This is a genomic window from Comamonas sp. BIGb0124 (assembly GCF_003752175.1).
GTDB lineage: Bacteria > Pseudomonadota > Gammaproteobacteria > Burkholderiales > Burkholderiaceae_C > Comamonas_F.
Genome location: NZ_RJVF01000012.1, coordinates 342842 through 360168, shown reverse-complemented (window position 1 = coordinate 360168; position 17327 = coordinate 342842). Strand labels below are relative to the sequence as shown.

Sequence of the window (17327 nt, the reverse complement as noted above, 5' to 3'; positions counted from 1 at the left end):
CTTCGACAGGAGCCACACCATGTTCTTCGAACTCGCTACCCTGACCGTGCGTTTCGGCACGGCCGCCAAGGCCAATGCCGCCATCAAGTCCTATTGCGAAGCCCCCGAGGCGGGCGGCACGCTGTACGGCGTGTGGTTCTCCGACATCGGCGACCTCAACCAGATCGCCGTGCTGCGCGGTTTCGACACGCTCGAGGCGCTGTACGCCGAACGCGAGCGTGGCCTGCGCAGCGCCGATCCCTTCGGCAGCGCCGAGTTCACCACCGCGCTCGAATGGCACAGCTACAAGGGCTTCGACTGGCTGCCCGCACCCACGCCGGGCAGCTACGGCGCGGTCTACGAAATCCGCACCTACGATTTCAAGACCGGCGGCCTGCCGCATACCCTCGAGAAATGGCAACAGGCCTTGCCCGCGCGCCAGGAAGTCTCGCCCTGCCTGGTCGCCATGTACGCACTCGACGGCCGGCCGCGCTTCACGCAGATCTGGCCCTATGCCAGCCTCAACGAACGATCGGCCGCCCGCGCCGACGCGGTCAAGCAAGGCATCTGGCCGCCCAAGGGCGGTCCGGACTGGCTGACACCCGCCATGCACTCGCAGGTGTTCGTGCCCACCGATGTCTCGCCCCTGAAATAAGCCCGCAGCCCAACCTTCACGCACCCGTCCATCTGAAAGGGGGAGACCGACATGACTTCTGCAACATCGACCCGACCGGCGCGCGCCTATTCGCTGGCGCAATTGACCGTGCTCTCGCTCGGCCCGCCCGAGATCGTCGCCGTGGCGGCCCAGGCCGGCTACAGCCATGCCGGCATCCGCCTGCTGCCTGCAGCGCCCGGCGGCACCGCCTATCCGCTCATGAACGATGCCGCGCAACTGCGCGAGACGCTGGCCGTGCTGCGCGACACGGGCGTTCAGGTCTTCGACCTGGAAATCATCCGTCTCGGCGAGCGCTTCGAGGCCGGCGATTACCGCGCGTTTTTCGAAGTCGGCCAGCAGCTCGGCGCCAAGGCCGTGCTGGTCGGCTGCGACGATCCCGACCCGGCCCGGCTGGCCCAGTCCTATGCGGCACTGTGCGAGGCCGCGCGGCCCTATGGCCTGACGGCGGATGTGGAGTTCATGCCCTGGACTGCCGTGCGCAACGCCGCCGATGCCGTGGCGGTCGTCGAGGCCGCGGGCCGTCCGGCGAATGCGGGCATCCTCGTCGACGGCATCCACTTCGGACGTTCGCACACCACGCTCGACGAGATCCGGGCATTGCCGCGCGAGTGGCTGCACTACGCTCAGATGTGCGATGCCGTGGCGGGCACGGACTTCAGCGATGCCGAACTGATCCACACCGCGCGCTGCGAGCGCCTGCTGCCGGGCGAAGGCACGGTCGATCTCAAGGGGCTGTTCGAGGCCTTGCCGGCGGATCTGCCGGTGAGCGTGGAGATTCCGCACGATGTGCGCGCACCGCAGCTCGGCGCGCTCGAATGGGCACGGCAGACCCTGGCCGCGACCCGGCAACGGCTGGAAGGCGACGGCGCCCGATGCCCGGCGCCATGACGACAGACACCGGCTTCTCTGTGTCCCCCGGCGACGGCGCTGCGGCAGCAGGCCTGTCGCGGCGGGTGCTGGTGACCGGGGCGGCCGGCGGCATGGGCCGCGCCATCTGCCTGGCGCTGGCGCACGATGCCCGGCGCCGTGGCCAGCGGCTGCAGCTCGCGGCCTTCGGTTCACGGCCCACCGCAGCGCTCGAGACGCTGCAGGCCGAACTGGCTGCGTTGCAGGCCGATGTCCGAGTCGTCTGCGTGGACCTGACCGAACCGCAAGCCACCGCGCAGGCCGTGCAGGATGCGATCGCCTGGGCGGGTGGGCTCGATACCCTGATCTCGAACGCCGGCCAGTCGCGTCCCGGCCAACTGGCGACGCTCGACGTGGCGGAGTGGGACCGCTGTTTTGCCCTCAACACCCGGGCCACCTGGACGCTGGCGCAAGCCGCGCGGCCTGCGCTGGCCGCCTCGCGCGGCAGCCTCGTCGCCGTGGCGTCGATGTCCGGTCTGCAGGCGCATCCGGGCTACGGCGCGTACTCGGCTGCCAAGGCCGCACTCATCATGCTGTGCCGGCAACTGGCGCTGGAATGGGGCGACATGGGCATCCGCGTCAACACCGTCAGCCCCGGCATGATCCGCACGCCGCTGACCGAGTCGGTCTATCGGCACGCCGATGTCGCGGCACGACGCGAGTCGCTGGTTCCGCTGGGCCGCATCGGCCAGGCAGAGGACGTGGCCCAGGCGGTGCTGTATCTCGCCAGCCCCGAAGCCGCATACGTGACGGGCAGCAACCTGGTCGTCGACGGCGGCGTGGCCGGCAACATGCTCACGCAGATTCCCGGGCGCCCGGACAAGGCGCGCTGACACGCCGCCTCGCTCGCAACCGCAGGCCGCGCCGGGCCCGGCGTGCATCGCCCCGGGACCGGATGGCTGCGTGTTGGCCGTCTAGCGCTGGACGCCCCAGCGGCGCACGGTCACGCGCTCGAGGGTCGAGAACACCACGTTCTCCACCAGAAGGCCGATCACGATCACCAGCACCAGGCCGGCAAACACCCGGTCGGTATAGAGCTCGTTGCGGTTCTGGAAGATGAACCAGCCGAGTCCGCCGCGCCCGGACGAGGCACCGAACACCAGCTCGGCGGCGATCAGCGTGCGCCAGGCAAAAGCCCAGCCGATCTTCAGGCCCGACAGGATGGACGGCAGCGCCGCCGGCACCAGAATCTGCAGCACGTAGGGCAGGCCCTTGAGCCCGTAGTTGCGGCCGGCCATGCGCAGCGTCTCGGGCACGCCCTGGAAGCCGGCATACGTATTGAGCGCCAGCGGCCAGAGCACCGAATGGATCAGCACAAAGATCAGGCTGCCCTGGCCCAGGCCGAACCACAGCAGTGCCAGGGGCAGCAGGGCGATGGCCGGCAGCGGGTTGAACATCGACGTCAACGTCGACAGCAGATCGCGTCCGAACTGGGTGGAGACGGCCAGCGTGGTCAGCAGAAAGGCCAGGCCGATGCCGGCCAGGTAACCCTGTACCAGCACCACCAGCGAGATCTGGACTTTTTCGATCAGCTCGCCGCTGGCCAGGCCGTCGACCAGTGCCAGGGTCGTCGCGCTGAAGGTGGGCAGCAGCAGATCGTTGTCCTGCCAGCGGGCAAAGATCTCCCACAGCAAGGCCAGCGCGGCGATGATGACGCTCTTGCGCAGCCAGCCTTGCTGCCACAGGCGGGTGGCCAGCGGCAGATGGCGCTCGACCGGCGCCTCGACGAACGGAGCGAGTTCGCGCTCGTACTCGGCGCGGATGGGGGGATTCAGCGGGGTGGTCATCGGAAACTCGTCAAACGGCCTGGAGGTGCGCATCGCCAGGGGCCTGCGCCGTCTCGTCGAAAAGCAGGCGGTGGATGCGCTGCGCTGCCGCCTGGAAGTCGGTGCCCCCCAGGCTGCCGAGGTCCCAGCCATGGCTGTTGATCTCGGCGCGCACGCGTCCGGGGTGGGGCGAGAGCAGGGCCACGCGGTTGCCCACGACCAGCGCCTCCTCGATCGAGTGGGTGACGAACAGCAGCGTGAAACGCACCTCGTCCCACAGCGCCAGCAGCTCTTCCTGCATCTTGCGGCGCGTCAGCGCGTCCAGTGCGGCAAAGGGTTCGTCCATGAGCAGCACCTTGGGCTGCATCGCCAGTGCGCGTGCAATGGCCACCCGTTGCTTCATGCCGCCCGACAACTGGTGCGGATAGACATGGGCGAATCGTGCCAGACCGACCTTGTCGAGGTAGTGCAAAGCCCTTTCGCCGGCTTCCTTGCGCCCCAGGGTTCGCGAGGCCAGCAAGGGGAACATCACGTTCTGGTGCACCGTTTTCCAGGGCGGTAGCTGATCGAACTCCTGGAACACCACGATGCGGTCGGGCCCGGGGCCCTGCACGCGCTGGCCGGACAGGCGGATCTCGCCTTCGGTCGGTTCGATGAACCCGGCCACCGCCTTGAGCAAGGTCGATTTGCCGCAGCCCGACGGCCCCAGCAGCACAAAACGGTCGCTCTGGTACAGGTCGAAATCGACCCGGTGCGTGGCCCGCACCACCCGCTCGGGGGTGCGGTACTCCAGCGTCACGCCGTCGACGCGCAACAGCAGGGAGGATGCCTGTGCGGCAGTCCGGCCCTGCGTGTCGTGCGGCGCGATCGTGGCGGCGGAGCCTTTTGGCTCGAGGCCGGATTCGAGGTCCGGGGCCTGTCGCAGTGCATGGCTGCGGGCATTCATGAGGGCGGGATCCTTGTTGTCGTTCGGCGCGGCGGCCCCGGCGGGGCCGAGGCCGGGGTCGGGAGGTCAGTTGCCCTTGGCAACGCGCGGGTCGTCGAAGAAGTAGTCCTTCAGCGCCTTGGGCTGGTTCTTGATCGCGCCCACTTCATGCATGAACTGGCCCAGGCCCAAGGTGTTCTGCGGTTCGACCTTGAACTGCACTTCCGGGTTCTGGATCACCGACAGCAGCAGCTTGCGGTCGGTCTTGGCGCCCGTGATCTTGATGTAGATGTCCGCCGCCTGTTCCGGGTTGGCCGTGATGAACTTGGCCGCGTCGTCCAGGCCTTCGATAAACGCCTGGTAGGTCTTGGGGTTCTCGTTGCGGAATTTCTCGGTGCCGTACAGCACGGTCGACGAGGCCGGGCCACCCTGCACGTCGTACGACTTCAGCACGATGCGGGCATTGGGGTTCTCGGCCAGTTCCTGTTCCTGGAACGGGGGGTTGCCGAAGTGGCCCGTGATCTCGGTGCCGCCCTTGATGATGGCCGCCGCTGCATCCGGATGGGGCAGGGCCACCGAGATCTTGTCGAGCTTGGCGTATTCCTTGTTGCCCCACTGCTTGGCCGACGCCCACTGCAGGATGCGCGACTGCACCGACACGCCCACGGCGGGCACGGCGATACGGTCTTTCTCGGTGAAGTCGGCGATCGTCTTCACGTTGGGATTGTTGCTGACCAGGTAATACGGGAAGTTGCCCAGCGAGGCGATGCCCTTGACGTTCTGGCGGCCATGGGTGCGGTCCCACAGGGTGAACAGCGGCCCGACGCCGGCACCCGCCACGTCCACGCTGCCCGACAGCAGCGCATCGTTGACGGCCGAGCCGCCCGACAGCTTGACATACTCGACCTTGATGTCGACGCCGGCCTGCTTGCCGCGCTTTTCGATGAACTGCTGGTCTTGCGCCACGTTGAGCAGCAGATACACCACGCCGAACTGCTGGGCGATGCGCAACTGGCCCTCGGCCTGCGCCGACAGGCTCGCGGTCATCAGGCCGGCACCGGCCAGCAAAGCCACGGTGGCGTGTCGCGTGAGCTTGAAACGTGTCATGGGAAAGCCCTCTACTCGTAGTTGGTGTATCCCACTGACTGTAGAAGGAGGCTCTGCGCAGGAAAACGAATGAATTGCGCGAAGCGAGATCAAAAAACGCCTAAGCAGATCCGGTGATGAGCTTATGCCGTGCGTCTTGCCTGTGCCAGGTGAACCTTGAGGCGGATCTTGGCGTTGGGCCAGCCCTTGGTGCGCAGGTGGGCCTCGAAGGCGGGCAGAAGCTGGCGCAGCTTGGCGGCCACCGCCGTGCTGTCGACCAGCAGGCACCAGGCCTCGCCATCGAGCGGGCCCGGGCGCACGGCCGGGCGCAGCATGGCCGGAATCAGCGGTTCGATCGTCCGCATGCGCGAATTCGAGGCCTGCGTCAGTTCGGCCAGGCGCGCCAGACCCGGGGCATGGCTCATGGCCTGCTGAAGGGTGAAGGGGCGGTGGCTGCGCGGCATCGGGCTCCGGGGGGCGGGCCGGGCGGTGGCCCGGCGCTGGCAGGCATTATCGCCCCTGGGCGGCTTCGGCGGCGTCTGCCTGCCGGCGGGCGATCGGCGCACTGAGGCCGTCGGCGGTTGCCGCGATGCGCTTTGGCGGTAATGAGGTGTAGGTAGAATGTCCGATTCGTCTTCGGAGCCGTCATGCCTGTGGGAGTGGGGTATTGAATCAGGAGCCGCAGGCGCCATTTGTATTCCAGGATTACAAGGACGTCGTCGCCGTGTCACCGCAATGGGGGGGCAAGAGGCGGCGCAATTTTCATGGCCAACAATTTTCTGACCAGACTGTTCGGCAGTCGCAATGACCGCCTGCTCAAGGGTTACCGCAAGACCGTGGAGCGGATCAACGCGCTGGAATCGACGTTCGAGGCGCTCAGCGACGACGAACTGCGGGCCAAGACCCAGGAGTTCAAAGACCGCGTGGCCCAGGGCGTGCCGCTCGACGACATCCTGCCCGAAGCCTTCGCGGTGGTCCGCGAAGGCTCCAAGCGGGTGATGAAAATGCGCCACTTCGATGTGCAGATGCTGGGCGGCATCGCCCTGCACGACGGCAAGGTGGCCGAAATGCGCACCGGCGAAGGCAAGACGCTGACCTCGACGCTGCCGGTCTACCTCAATGCGCTGGCGGGCAAGGGCGTGCACGTGGTGACGGTCAACGACTACCTCGCCAATCGCGATGCGCAGTGGATGGGCCGCCTCTACAACTTCCTGGGCCTGAGCGTGGGTGTGAACCTGCCCTTCATGCCGCGCGACGCCAAGCAGAGCGCTTACGGCAGCGACATCACCTACGGCACCAACAACGAGTACGGTTTCGACTACCTGCGCGACAACATGGTCTACGACCCGGCCGAGCGGGTGCAGCGCGGGCTCAACTTCGCCATCGTCGACGAAGTGGACTCCATCCTGATCGACGAGGCCCGCACGCCGCTGATCATCAGCGGACAGGCCGAAGACCACACCCAGCTGTACCTGGCCATCAACAAGGTCGTGCCGCAGCTCAAGAAGCAGATCGGCGAAGAGGACCCGCGCACCGGCGAAGGCGTCATCGAACCGGGCGACTTCACGGTCGACGAGAAGTCGCACCAGGTCTTCCTGACCGAAGACGGCCACGAGAACGCCGAGCGCCTGCTGGCCGAAGCCGGCCTGCTGGCCCCCGACGCCTCGCTCTACGACCCGTCCAACATCTTGTTGATGCACCACATCAACGCCGCCCTGCGCGCCACGCACATCTACCACCGCGACCAGCATTACGTCGTGCAGCAGGGCCAGAACGGCGGCGAGATCGTCATCGTCGACGAGTTCACCGGCCGCCTGATGGCCGGCCGCCGCTGGAGCGAAGGCCTGCACCAGGCCGTCGAAGCCAAGGAAGGCGTGCCGATCCAGCCCGAGAACCAGACGCTGGCCTCGATCACCTTCCAGAACTATTTCCGCCTCTACAACAAGCTTTCCGGCATGACCGGCACGGCCGACACCGAGGCCTTCGAGTTCCAGAGCATCTACGGCCTGGAGACGGTGGTGATCCCCCCGCACCGGCCCAGCAAACGCATCGACCAGCTCGACCGCGTGTACAAGACCTCCAAGGAGAAGTACGACGCCGCCATCGCCGACATCCGCGACTGCTACGAACGCGAACAGCCGGTGCTGGTCGGCACGAGCTCGATCGAGAACTCCGAGCTCATCTCGGCCCTGCTGACCCAGGCCAAGCTGCCCCACCAGGTGCTCAACGCCAAGCAGCACGACCGCGAAGCCGACATCATCGCCCAGGCCGGCCGCAAGAAGGCGATCACCATCGCCACCAACATGGCGGGCCGGGGGACCGACATCGTGCTCGGCGGCAACATCGAAAAAGACATCGCGGCCATCCAGTCCGACGAGTCGCTCGACGAGGCCGCCCGGCAGCAGAAGACCGCCGAACTGCGCGGCCTCTGGCAGACCGAGCACGACGAAGTCCAGGCCCTGGGCGGCCTGCGCATCGTGGCCACCGAGCGCCACGAGTCGCGCCGCATCGACAACCAGCTGCGCGGCCGCTCCGGCCGTCAGGGCGATCCGGGTTCCTCGCGTTTCTTCTTGAGCCTGGACGATCCGCTGATGCGCATCTTCGCGGGCGACCGCGTGCGTGCCATCATGGACCGCCTGAAGATGCCCGAAGGCGAGGCCATCGAGGCCGGCATGGTCACACGCAGCATCGAAGGTGCCCAGCGCAAGGTCGAAGCCCGCAACTTCGACATCCGCAAACAGCTGCTCGAATACGACGACGTCTCCAACGACCAGCGCAAGGTGATCTACCAGCAGCGCAACGACATCCTCGACGCGGACGATCTGCAAGGCCAGATCGATGCGCTGCGCGAAGGCGCGGTCACCGACCTGGTCCGCCAGTACGTGCCGGCCCAGTCGGTCGAAGAGCAATGGGACCTGCCCGGCCTCGAAAAGGCGCTGCTCGACGAGTGGCAGCTCGATGTTCCGCTGGCGCAGGAAGTCGAACAGGCCAGCGCGATCACCGACGAGGATGTGCTCGAGCGGGTGCTGACCGCGGCCAACGAGTCGTTCGACGCGAAGCTCAACCAGGTGGGTGCCGAGCAGTTCAAGCCTTTCGAGCGTGCCGTGCTGCTGCAGACCATCGACAACCACTGGCGTGAACATCTGGCCTCGCTGGATCACCTGCGCCAGGGCATCCACCTGCGCGGCTACGCCCAGAAGCAGCCCAAGCAGGAATACAAGCGCGAGGCTTTCGAGCTGTTCGGCCTGATGCTCGACACCGTGCGCAACAGCGTCACCAAGGTGCTGATGAACGTGCGTGTGCAGTCCGAAGCCCAGCTCGACGAAGCCGCCTCCGATCTCGAAGCCCGTGGTTCGGCACTCAGCCATGTCACTTACACGGCTCCGGCCGAGGGCGGCGACGGCGTCGAGTCGGTCGAGCGTCCGTCCGAAGAGGCACGAGCCGGTTCGGCCGGCGGCGGCCTGCAACGCGTGGGACGCAACGATCCGTGCCCTTGCGGCAGCGGCAAGAAATACAAGGCCTGCCACGGCAAGCTGGCCTGATGGCAGCGCTGCCCGGTTGCTGCCACGACGCAGTGGCCGGCTCGCAGCGGCAGCCTCTCGTCCACAGACGGCCTTCGGGCCGTTTTTCAATGGGGCGGCGCACGGCCGAAAAGGTCATGAACAGGTTCTAGAATGGCCGATTCATGCCGAGCGGGCCACCAGGCGGAGGCTCGCCCGGCACCGTGTCCTTTGCCCGACCCCGCGCCTGCCCGTGCAGGCGCCGATCCCAACAAACCCAGAGAGAAAATCCATGGCTGTTCATCTTCATGCGCCCGATCCCGCTTCCCTGCTGCCCATCGCGGGCGTGCGCATCGGTTTTGCCGAGGCGGGCGTGCGCAAGGCCAATCGCAAGGACGTGACCGTGTTCCTGCTGGATGAAGGGGTGGCCGTCGCCGGCGTGTTCACGCAGAATCGTTTCTGTGCCGCTCCGGTCCAGGTGTGCCGCGAGTCGCTGGCCCGCGTGGCCGAAGGCGGTGAGGGCATCCGGGCCCTGGTGGTCAACACCGGCAACGCGAATGCGGGCACGGGTGCCGACGGCCTGCAACGCGCGCGCGACACCGCAGCCAGCCTCGCCGCGCTGGTCGGTGTGGCGCCCGGACAGGTCCTGCCTTTCTCCACCGGCGTGATCATGGAGCAGTTGCCGGTCGACCGCATCACCGCGGCCCTCCCGCAGGCGCTTTCGGCCGCCCGCGCCGACAATTGGGCCGTGGCCGCCGAGGCCATCATGACGACCGACACCGTGCCCAAGGCCTTCAGCCGCAGCGTGCAGATCGGCGGAGCCACGGTGAGCATCACCGGCATCAGCAAGGGCGCGGGCATGATCCGTCCCAACATGGCGACGATGCTCGGTTTCCTGGCGACCGATGCCCGTGTGGCACCCGGTCTGCTGCCGGCCCTGGCGCTCGAACTGGCCGAGGGTTCGTTCAATCGCGTGACCATCGACGGCGACACCTCGACCAACGATTCGTTCGTGGTCATGGCCAGCCAGAAGGCCGACCATGCCGAGATCGCCACCTGGGACAGCGAAGAGGGCCGTGTGCTCAAGGCCGCCCTGCTCGACGTCGCACGCACGCTGGCCCAGGCCATCGTGCGGGACGGCGAGGGCGCCACCAAGTTCATCACCGTGCGGGTCGAAGGCGGCAAGACGGCGGCCGAGTGCCGCCAGGTGGCCTATGCCATCGCCCATTCGCCGCTGGTCAAGACCGCGTTTTTTGCCAGCGATCCCAACCTCGGCCGCATCCTGGCCGCCGTGGGCTACGCGGGCATCGCCGACCTCGACCAGACCGGCATCGACCTGTTCCTCGACGACGTGCATGTGGCCGTTCAGGGCGGCCGCAACCCGGCCTACCGCGAGGAAGAGGGCCAGCGCGTCATGAAGCAGGACGAGATCACCGTGCGTGTGGTGCTGGGCCGCGGCGATGCCGTCGACACCGTCTGGACCTGCGACTTCAGCCACGAGTACGTCACCATCAACGCCGATTACCGCTCCTGAGCGGCTGCCGTGCCGCTCGGCGCAGCCGGCCCGGAAAAGAGAAGAACCAGGATGAACGAAGCTTTTGAACGCCTGCTCACGCGGGCCGAGGCGCTGCTGGCGCGCATCGAATCGGTGCTGCCGCAGCCGCTGGCCGAACCGGATTGGCAGGCCTCGGTGGCCTTTCGTTACCGCAAGCGTGCCGGTGGGCACGGTGTGCTCGAACCCGTGCGGCATGTCGCGCAGATGGCGCTCGACGACCTGCGCGAGATCGACGACCAGAAAGAGAAGATCCGCCGCAACACCGAGCAGTTCGTGCGGGGCCGTCCGGCCAACAACGTGCTGCTCACCGGCGCCCGGGGCACCGGCAAGTCTTCGCTGATCAAGGCCATGCTGACCACCTATGCCAGCCAGGGTCTGCGCCTCATCGAGGTCGACAAGGGCGACCTGGTTGACCTGCCCGATCTGGTCGAGGTCATGGCGAATCGTCCGGAAAAATTCATCGTGTTCTCGGACGACCTCAGCTTCGAGGACGGCGAACCGGCCTACAAGGCGCTCAAGTCCATCCTCGACGGCTCGATCTCGGCATCGACCACCAATGTGCTGATCTACGCGACCAGCAACCGCCGGCATCTGCTGCCCGAGTACATGTCCGACAACCAGAGCTACAAGCACACCGACGACGGCGAACTGCATCCCGGCGAAGTGGTCGAGGAAAAGATCTCGCTTTCGGAGCGTTTTGGTCTGTGGGTGAGTTTCTATCCGTTCAGCCAGAACGAGTACCTGGCCATCGTGGCCCAGTGGCTGAGTTCATTCGGCGTGCCGCCCGAGCGCATCGAGGCCGCACGGCCGCAGGCCCTGGTCTGGGCGCTCGAACGGGCCTCGCGCAGCGGGCGCGTGGCGTACCAGTTCGCACGCGACTATGTCGGACGGGAGGGCGCATGAGCGAGCAAACCTCTCAAGCCACCCTGGTGGCCCATGGCGACCGGCCTCGTACCGGCGGCGCCGACCGCAAGGCCGTCGACGTGGCCGTGGGCGTGCTGATGCAGGCCGACGGCGCTTTTCTGCTCACCTCGCGCCCCGAAGGCAAGGTGTATGCCGGCTACTGGGAGTTTCCCGGCGGCAAGCTCGAAGCGGGCGAGAGTGTGGCCGACGCGCTGGCCCGTGAGCTCGAAGAGGAACTGGGCATCCGCATCGGTGGCGCAGAGCCTTGGCGCACCGAGGCGGTCGATTACCCGCATGCCCTGGTCCGCCTGCATTTCTGCAAGGTGACCGATTGGCAAGGTGAGCTTCAGATGCGCGAGGGCCAGCATTTCTGCTGGCAGCAGTTGCCAGTGACCGTGCACCCGGTGCTGCCCGGCGCCTTGCCTGTGCTGCGCTGGCTGGCCGACGAGCGGCAGTGGTCCGGCGAGATCACCGAGCTGCCGTTGGATCCGGCAACCGGGACACGGCTCGGCGCTTGAACCGACAATCAGTGCGGCAGGCCCGGGGTGGCCGTTGAACCCTCGGTTTCGCCGTCGTCTTCGGGATTCTCGACCGCCTGCACGCGGAACTCTTCATTCGCCCAGGCGCCCAGATCGAAGTTCTTGCAGCGCGCGCTGCAGAACGGCCGGTAGGGATTGCTGGTCGCATACACCGACTGTTCACCGCAGCCGGGGCACTTGACGGTTTGCTGGGCGAACGGGGCGGACGGGGACGATTCGGTCGCTGACATGTCTGGAAAGCAGAAAAAAAGAGCGCGTTCGCGCGTCGGCGCTCAACTGAGCGCGATTTCGAAGTTCACATCCCCGGCCCAGGGCTTGAGGTGACCGGTTTCAGTGGTTTCCAGGAAACGCACCGATGCCAACAGCCGGTTGCCGCTCATTTCCGGCACCAGATGGGTGTTCGGATCCATGCGCAGCCGCAGCAGCTGAAAGGTGCGACCCTGGGGTAGATTCTGCTGGAAAACGCCGCGGACCGCTGCCACTTTCTGCCAGCCGCTGGCGTCGCGCAGCAGGCGCAGCAGCATGTAGACGGGCTCGGCCAAGGGGGCCAGCGACTGCGCCCAGCGCTCGAGATCGGCAATGCGGCGCGTGGGGGGCAGGTGCTGCCAGGCGTGGTAGACGGGCAGATCGAACTCGCAGGTGCCGCCGGGAATGGCAAACCGGCTGCGCAGCGTGGACAGCCAGTCGTGCTCGAGCAGCTCCTGGCCGGCCTTGCCGGTCTGCTCGTGCAGCGCCGTGAAACAGCCTTCGAGCTGCCCGATGATGTCGTCGAGCGTGGCTTGCGAGATATGCGGATTGTCCCGGTAGGCGTTCAGGATCTGCTTCTGACGCTCGAGGTCCTTGAGCAGATCGGTCTTCAGGTCGGGGCGCGCCGAGACGTCGATGATCTCGAACATCGTAGCCAGCGCGTAATGATGGTCGAGCGGCTGTTCGCGCGGTACCAGGACGCTCAGGCGACGCAGCAAGTGCTCGAGCCGGAGGTAGGTGCGTATGCGTTCGTTGAAAGGAAATTCGTACAGCATCGTTAGGCTAGGCATCTTGGATGGGGCGCGAGAAGAGGGATACCCAGGTTGGCTGCAGCCCGGCGGGGGCTCCGCACAGGCTGCGCACCGCATGTCCAGTATTGTGCAGTCAATTGCGGCGGCGTCGACGGCCCAGGCTGGCCGGCGCATGTGCAGTACGCAAAAAATGCAGCATCGACTGGCCGCACAACTGGCTGTGCGCGCCAGCCCCAGCCCGTGTGACTGGGGTGGTGAACATCATAGTGCCAAGCTGGGTACCCACTGTAGGACAGCAGCCAAGACGGTTTTTCGCAGTGCTTCGAGCCCGATGCCGTCGTTGAACACGACCGCATCGGCGATGGCGCGCCGCTGCGCTCGCGTGGCCTGCCGGGCGATCATGGCCCGCACCGTGGCTTCCGGCCAGCCGCTGCGAGCCATGACACGCTGCACCTGGGTGGCTTCGCTGCAGTCCACCACCAGGATGTGATCCAGCCGCCCTCGCCAGGTGTCTGCGGATTCCGCCAGCAAGGGGATATCGAGCACGATGCAGGGGGCTTTCGCCTCGACGGCGGCCTGCACCCGGCGTTCGATTTCCTGGCGCACGAGGGGATGCACGATGGCTTCGAGCGCGGCCTGGGCCGCAGGGTCGTCGAGCATGCGCCGGCGCATGGCGGGGCGGTCGAGGGCACCGTCTGCATCGATCACGCCGGCACCGAAGCGTGCGCGCAGCGGCTCGATCGCCTGGCCGCCGACGGCGGTCAACCCGCGCGAGATCGCATCGGCATCGATGACGGCAGCGCCCCGGTCGGCCAGCATGCCGGCCACCGTGCTTTTGCCGCTGCCGATGCCGCCGGTCAGGCCGATGCGGGGCGGCACATGCCGTGTTTTCAAAGGGTGAGCGGGCTGCTCGGGTGTCTGGTGGTCAGTCATGGAATCAGCAGGGCTTGCGTGCCGAGGTAAGGACCCAGCACCAGCGTGGCCAGCCCGGCGGCCACCAGGAAGGGACCGAAGGGGAAGTAGCCGCCCGCACGCAGTCCATGGCTCAGGTGCAGGGCCAGTCCTCCCAGCACGCCGGCCACCGACGACAGCAGCACGATGGGCACCAGGGCCTGCCACCCCAGCCAGGCGCCCAATGCGGCCAGCAGCTTGAAGTCGCCATGGCCCATGCCCTGGCGTCCGGTGACGGCCTGGAACACCGCGCACACCAGCCACAGCGACAGGTAACCCGAAATCGCGCCCCACAGGGCATGCGGCAGCGGTGTCTCGGTCAGGCCCAAGGCCGACCCGATCAGTCCGATCCACAGCAGAGGCTGCACCAGGTGATCGGGCAGCAGGGTGGTGTCCCAGTCGATGAACGCCAGCGCGACCAGCAAGGCGCAGAACAGGCCCCACAGCGCGCCTTCCGGACTGATGCCCCAGCGCCATCCGCAGTACAGGAACAGCAGGCCGGTCAGCAGTTCGACGGCCGGGTAGCGCAGGCCATAGGCCTGGCCGCAATGGCCGCAGCGCCCGCGCAGCAGGGCGTAGCTCAGCAGGGGAATGTTTTCATACCAGCGCACGGTGTGACCGCAGGCCCGGCAGTGCGAGCGGGGTTTCGACAGGCTCAGGCGGGGAAGGGCGTCGAGACGGGTCTGTGCTTGCCGCGCACCTTCGGCCAGCCCGGCCGGCGGCGCGCTGCCCGGACCGAAGACCGTGCGCCAGAGGCTCGTGCCGGTCGCATCGGGCTCCTCGCCCAAGGCCTGCAGCGATTCGTCCAGCCAGGCCCGGTACATCATGCCCGGTGTGCGGTAGATCACCACGTTGAGAAAACTGCCGATCAGCAAGCCGATCAGTGCGGCAAGGCCGCCGTCGATCCAGGGGGAATGCAGCATGGGGGAACCGTTTGTAGGGATGAGAGGGGGGACGGGACGCCCGGGGTGGCCGACAGTGCCGATGTTAGTGGCATTGCGCTCACGCCAGAGCGCCCAGTTGAAAGATGGGCAGGTACAGCGCCAGAACCAGGCCGCCGACGAGCGCGCCCAGGACCAGAATGATCACGGGTTCGAGCATGGCCGAGAGACCGGCCACGCGGTCGTCGACCGCCTGCTCGTAGAAGTCCGCGGCCTTGTCCAGCATGGTGTCGAGCGCACCCGATTCCTCGCCGATCACGGCCATTTGCCGCATCAGAGGGGGAAACAGGGGACCGCAGCGGCTCAAGGCCGCGGCCAGGCTGCTGCCCTGGGCGACGTCGTCGCGGATGCGGCGGGTCGCCTGCTCGTAGGGGGGACTGCCCGCCGCGCTGGCGACATCGTCGAGTGCTTCGACCAACGGCACGCCCGCTGAGAACAGCGTGGCCAGCGTGCGGGCCCAGCGCGCCAGTACCGCAAGGCGCAGCAAGGGCCCTGCCACCGGCAGGCGCAGCACCAGCCGCGCCAGGCCCTGCCGCAGCGCCGGGCTGCGTCGCAGCAGGGTCCGGCCGGCAAGGCCTGCCGCCAGCACCGCTGCCGCAAGCCAGCCCAGGGCATCGGCGAGCCACAGGCTTGCGCCCAGCACCAGGCGGGTCGGCCAGGGCAGGGGCACGCCCATGCCGTCGAACATTTGCTGAAAGGCCGGCACCACCCAGGCCATCATGACGGCCACCAGGGTCGCAGCCACCGCGACGATCGTGGCCGGATAGGCCATGGCGGTGCGCACCTTCGACTGGATGGCCTCGGTTTTCTCGAGATGGCGTGCGAGCTGCCGCAGCAGGGTGTCGAGGCGGCCGGCCGTTTCGCCCGCAGCCACCAGGCTGCAGTAAAGCGGACCGAATTGCCGAGGATGCCGTGCAAAAGCCGACGAGAGCGAGGCGCCGCCTTCGAGGTCGCTGCGCAGGGTATCGAGCAGCCGTGACAGGGCGGTGCCGGGATGGCTGCCCGCGATGATCGCGATGCTCTGGAGCAGCGGAATGCCGGCCTGCAGCATCGCGGCAAGCTGCCGGGTGAAGACTGCGATGGCCTGGGGCCGGATACGGCGGTGCCAGCGCCGGTCCTCGCGGCCGATGCGGATTCCGGTGATGCCCTGGCGCAGCAGCCGGGCCTCGACCTGTTCGGGCAGATCCGCACGCATCTGTCCGCACACCGGCCGGCCCGCGCGATCCTGGCCCTGCCAGTCATAGAGCCGCGCGACCGGCTTGCGGCCGTTCGGATCGTTGCGAAGAGAGGAGGTTGCCGTCATGTCGTGTCGGGAAGAGAGTGGGGCGGGGCGCGTTTCGGACCGTTTGGCCTCAGGCCCGTGTCAGCGCCAGGACTTCCTCGAGCGAGGTCAGCCCCTGGCGGACCTTGCGCAGTCCGGCGGCACGCAGCGTGGGGATGCCTTCGCGCGCGGCCTGCTCGGCGATGTCGAGCGCACTGCCGCCGCACAGCACGATGCGCTGCGTGGCTTCGCTCAGCGGCATCACCTGATGAAAGCCGATGCGGCCCTTGTAGCCCAGCGTGCAGGCCGCGCAGCCCAGGGGCCGGTACACCTGCCAGTCTTCTTCAAGCTCGGCGGCCGAAAAACCGGCGTCGAGCAGGGCCTGGTGTGGCACGTCGGCGGGTTGGCGGCAGTCCGGGCACAGCCGCCGGGCCAGCCGTTGAGCCGACACCAGCACGATGCTGGCGGCGATGTTGTGGGCCGCGATGCCCATGTTGAGCAGCCGCGTGACGGCGGCCGGCGCATCGTGCGTGTGCAGCGTGCTCAGCACGAGGTGGCCGGTCTGGGCTGCCTTGATCGCGATGTCCGCGGTCTCGGGGTCGCGGATCTCGCCGAGCATGATGACGTCGGGATCCTGGCGCAGGAAGGCCTTGAGCACGGTGGCGAAGTCCAGTCCCGCCTTGTCGTTCACCGAAACCTGGTTGATGCCCGGCACGCCGATTTCCGATGGATTCTCGACCGTGCAGATGTTGACGCCCGGTCGGTTGAGCAGCTCCAGGCAGGCGTAAAGCGAGACCGTCTTGCCCGAGCCGGTCGGGCCGGTCACCAGGATCATGCCGTGGGGATGGGCGATCGCGTCGAGCAGGCGGGCCTGGTCGGCCGGTTCGTAGCCCAGCGCGGCGATGCCGCGTCGGGTGCTGGCACCGTCGAGGATCCGGATGACGATTTTTTCGCCATGCAGCGTGGGCAGGGTGCTCACGCGCAGCTCCACCGTCTGCAGGGCATCGATGCGCAGCTTGAGCCGGCCGTCCTGCGGCAGCCGTTTTTCGGCGATGTCGAGCCGGGACATGACCTTGATGCGCGAAGCCAGCTTGTCCTTGATGAGCACGGGAGGGCTCAGCGCGTGACGCAGTTCGCCATCGATGCGCAGCCGCACCCGATAGTGGTGTTCGTAGGGCTCGAAATGCAGGTCGGAGGCGCCCAGCCGAACGGCCTCGAGCAGCACATGGTGCAGGAAGCGGGCGATCGGTGCGTCGCCGGCCCTGGCTTCGAGCAGCGGTACCTCGGGCGGCAGCTCGTGCAGGTTCTCGGCCTGCAAGGCGGCTTCACCGAAGGCGAACT

Annotated in this window: 16 protein-coding genes and 1 pseudogene; 7 read left to right on the top strand and 10 right to left on the bottom strand. The window is 67.4% G+C overall.

The window, feature by feature from the left end; all coding sequences use genetic code 11:
• Positions 1-19: 19 nt before the first annotated feature.
• From EC845_RS16125 to EC845_RS16115, 3 genes are read left to right on the top strand one after another with little or no spacing between them, the layout of a single operon-like run.
• On the top strand, positions 20-634 hold the full coding sequence (locus tag EC845_RS16125) for an NIPSNAP family protein (protein ID WP_123299137.1): 615 nt from the start codon (positions 20-22) through the stop codon (positions 632-634).
• A gap of 51 nt (positions 635-685) precedes the next feature.
• Positions 686-1543 (top strand): sugar phosphate isomerase/epimerase, encoded by an 858-nt coding sequence (locus EC845_RS16120; protein WP_123299136.1) that lies wholly within the window; start codon positions 686-688, stop codon positions 1541-1543.
• Positions 1540-2394 (top strand): SDR family NAD(P)-dependent oxidoreductase, encoded by an 855-nt coding sequence (locus tag EC845_RS16115; protein ID WP_123299212.1) that lies wholly within the window; start codon positions 1540-1542, stop codon positions 2392-2394. Before EC845_RS16120 ends, EC845_RS16115 begins: the two co-directional genes overlap by 4 nt.
• Positions 2395-2475: 81 nt before the next feature.
• Here the strand turns inward: EC845_RS16115 and EC845_RS16110 are convergent, their stop codons facing one another.
• The 4 genes from EC845_RS16110 to EC845_RS16095 form a co-directional block, all read right to left on the bottom strand.
• Entirely contained in the window at positions 2476-3348 is an 873-nt protein-coding gene (locus EC845_RS16110; RefSeq protein WP_123299135.1) for an ABC transporter permease, read from the bottom strand.
• Between the two features lie 10 nt (positions 3349-3358).
• Positions 3359-4273, bottom strand: a complete 915-nt coding sequence (locus EC845_RS16105; protein WP_123299134.1) for an ABC transporter ATP-binding protein — start codon at positions 4271-4273, stop codon at positions 3359-3361.
• A 66-nt stretch (positions 4274-4339) separates the two neighbouring features.
• Positions 4340-5359 (bottom strand): ABC transporter substrate-binding protein, encoded by a 1020-nt coding sequence (locus EC845_RS16100; RefSeq protein WP_123299133.1) that lies wholly within the window; start codon positions 5357-5359, stop codon positions 4340-4342.
• A 122-nt stretch (positions 5360-5481) separates the two neighbouring features.
• Positions 5482-5802 carry a hypothetical protein gene (locus EC845_RS16095; protein WP_123299132.1) on the bottom strand — a complete coding sequence of 107 codons (321 nt, stop codon included), beginning with the start codon at positions 5800-5802 and terminating at the stop codon, positions 5482-5484.
• A gap of 300 nt (positions 5803-6102) precedes the next feature.
• On the opposite strand from EC845_RS16095, the gene secA reads away from it, so the two are divergent.
• From secA to EC845_RS16075, 4 genes are all read left to right on the top strand, one after another.
• Entirely contained in the window at positions 6103-8880 is a 2778-nt protein-coding gene (secA, locus tag EC845_RS16090) for a preprotein translocase subunit SecA (RefSeq protein ID WP_123299131.1), read from the top strand.
• Positions 8881-9130: 250 nt separating this feature from the next.
• Positions 9131-10372: a bifunctional glutamate N-acetyltransferase/amino-acid acetyltransferase ArgJ gene (gene argJ / locus EC845_RS16085; protein ID WP_123299130.1), complete on the top strand. Its 1242-nt coding sequence runs from the start codon at positions 9131-9133 to the stop codon at positions 10370-10372.
• Positions 10373-10423: 51 nt separating this feature from the next.
• Positions 10424-11296 (top strand): ATP-binding protein, encoded by an 873-nt coding sequence (locus tag EC845_RS16080; protein ID WP_123299129.1) that lies wholly within the window; start codon positions 10424-10426, stop codon positions 11294-11296.
• On the top strand, positions 11293-11814 hold the full coding sequence (locus tag EC845_RS16075; protein ID WP_123299128.1) for an NUDIX domain-containing protein: 522 nt from the start codon (positions 11293-11295) through the stop codon (positions 11812-11814). The genes EC845_RS16080 and EC845_RS16075 overlap by 4 nt, the downstream gene beginning before the upstream one ends.
• Before the next feature lie 8 nt (positions 11815-11822).
• Here EC845_RS16075 and EC845_RS16070 read toward each other — a convergent pair whose 3' ends face one another.
• The 6 genes and pseudogenes from EC845_RS16070 to EC845_RS16045 form a co-directional block, all read right to left on the bottom strand.
• Entirely contained in the window at positions 11823-12065 is a 243-nt protein-coding gene (locus EC845_RS16070; protein WP_123299127.1) for a DNA gyrase inhibitor YacG, read from the bottom strand.
• Positions 12066-12107: 42 nt separating this feature from the next.
• Positions 12108-12857, bottom strand: coding sequence for a cell division protein ZapD (gene zapD, locus EC845_RS16065; protein ID WP_123299126.1), 750 nt, complete (start codon positions 12855-12857; stop codon positions 12108-12110).
• A gap of 237 nt (positions 12858-13094) precedes the next feature.
• A complete protein-coding gene (coaE, locus tag EC845_RS16060; RefSeq protein WP_123299125.1) occupies positions 13095-13766 on the bottom strand; it encodes a dephospho-CoA kinase in 672 nt (223 codons plus the stop codon).
• Positions 13763-14707: an A24 family peptidase gene (locus EC845_RS16055; protein ID WP_123299124.1), complete on the bottom strand. Its 945-nt coding sequence runs from the start codon at positions 14705-14707 to the stop codon at positions 13763-13765. The genes coaE and EC845_RS16055 overlap by 4 nt, the downstream gene beginning before the upstream one ends.
• Before the next feature lie 79 nt (positions 14708-14786).
• Entirely contained in the window at positions 14787-16028 is a 1242-nt protein-coding gene (locus EC845_RS16050; protein ID WP_123299123.1) for a type II secretion system F family protein, read from the bottom strand.
• 49 nt (positions 16029-16077) lie between these two features.
• Positions 16078-17325 (bottom strand): annotated as a pseudogene (locus EC845_RS16045) (ATPase, T2SS/T4P/T4SS family); the annotation flags it as partial.
• Positions 17326-17327 lie beyond the last annotated feature (2 nt).